This is a genomic window from Cobetia sp. (assembly GCF_983723665.1).
In genome coordinates this window covers 10,970-12,634 of the sequence record NZ_CFDJES010000077.1, presented here as the reverse complement: position 1 = coordinate 12,634, position 1,665 = coordinate 10,970, and the positions used below count along the sequence as shown (strand labels likewise).

Sequence of the window (1,665 nt, the reverse complement as noted above, 5' to 3'; positions counted from 1 at the left end):
GCGGTCTGGCGGTTTGCGGTATCGCCCGACAGATATCGATCAGCAGGCATCGACCAGTAGATATCGAATAGCAGGCATCGACCTATAGGCATAGACCATCAGACTTGAGACGCGGAGGGCAGCAGAGTGATCGACGACGTTGTTGTGGAGACTGCTGTGGGGACTGCTGAGGAGACGGTTGTGGAGGCTTTTGTGAAGAGCAGAGCTTCAGGCGCGAGCGCGCTGAAACGGACACGACCACTGACGCTGGCGGCGCTGACCCTGCTGCTGTTCGGCTGCAGCGGGGAGCATGACGCCCACGACAAGGCGGCCAGCGCGGCCGAGACCAGTGCAACGGTCACGAAAGAGGCAGCCGCTGACGGCGAATCTGCCCCTGCGGCGCTCGGGCTGGAACCTGAGGTGTTTGCCGAGGGCGCGATCGTCGGTGAGGTCGAGACCGTCGACTGCACCCTGAGCGGCGGCACGCAGACGACCTGCTATCAGTTCCGCGTGGCCGGTGCGCCCGCGGACCCGCAAACCTCGCCGGAGGGGCCTTTCTGCCCGCCCAATATCCACTCCGGTGAGCAGGAAGGCGGCACCTGGATGGATGGCGAGGGCACCCTCTATCAGGTGGACGGCGAGTTCATCAAGAATCTGGCCACTCTCTACAAGGACAAGGAGTGGCAGATGTACGACGTCAACACGGGCGAGATCACCGTGATCGATGGCGCGCGTGGCTGCGAGGTGGCGGGGAACCCGAACCCCATCGAGGGCTTCGACAACTTCTGTCTCGAGTGTCCGCTGGATGAGCTGGGCGGTGGCATCGAGAAGACTGCCGTGATTCCCGAGGTGCCGGTGCCGGCCGCCGAGCCGACCTCGCTTGCCGGCCGCTCCAACACCGGCGTGGCGCTCAATGGCGTGCTGTTCGGCCCGCCGGCGCCGCTGGAGCTGATCCTGAGCTCTCACACCCTGGGGGTGCTCGATGATTGTGGCGCGCATGCCAATCCGCATGAGGGCTATCACTATCACACCGCCACTGGCTGCTCCGAGATCGGCATTCAGGAAGATGGCCATTCGCCGATGATCGGCTATGCGCTGGATGGCTATGCCATCTATGCCAGAGAGGACAACGACGGCAATGTTCCCGCTGACCTGGATGAGTGTGGCGGCGAGACGGACCCGGTGCGTGGCTATCACTATCACGCCTTGGCGCCGGGGGTTAACCAGATCTTCGGCTGCTTCATGGGCGAGAAGGGGCACTTCCTCGACGAGGAGGGCGGCGAGAGGCCACCGCAGGGTCCGCCCGGCGAGTAGCCGCCTTGTAGGGATGGCGAGCAGGGCAGGTGCCATCATTCAGCCAAGCGTTTGTTTTTCTGTCCGTCACCGGCATAAGATCAGCTGACGATGGCCATACGGCGCGATCGTTTCACGGACGGGAGGCAGGGATGCAACACGACAGCAATCCACCGCAGGCAGCGGTCGGCTCTTACACAGATGTCGGCACTCGCACAGACGTCGGCACTCACACAGACGTCGGCAATCACGCAGGCGTCGTCAGTCGCACGACCCTGACGGTGCGTGGTTATCATCTGGATGGCTATGGGCACGTCAACAATGCCCGCTATCTGGAGTTCTATGAGGAAGGGCGCTGGGAGTTCATGCTCGCGCATCTCGATCTGGCCGCGC

General features: G+C 63.2%; 2 protein-coding genes. Both read left to right on the top strand.

Annotated features, from left to right (window positions below):
* The first annotated feature begins 192 nt into the window (after positions 1–192).
* Positions 193–1,293 (top strand): YHYH protein, encoded by a 1,101-nt coding sequence (locus AC4FAH_RS09325; protein ID WP_225347141.1) that lies wholly within the window; start codon positions 193–195, stop codon positions 1,291–1,293.
* Between the two features lie 131 nt (positions 1,294–1,424).
* Positions 1,425–1,665: acyl-CoA thioesterase (locus tag AC4FAH_RS09320; RefSeq protein ID WP_490245941.1), on the top strand; the 241-nt coding region annotated here is incomplete at its 3' end.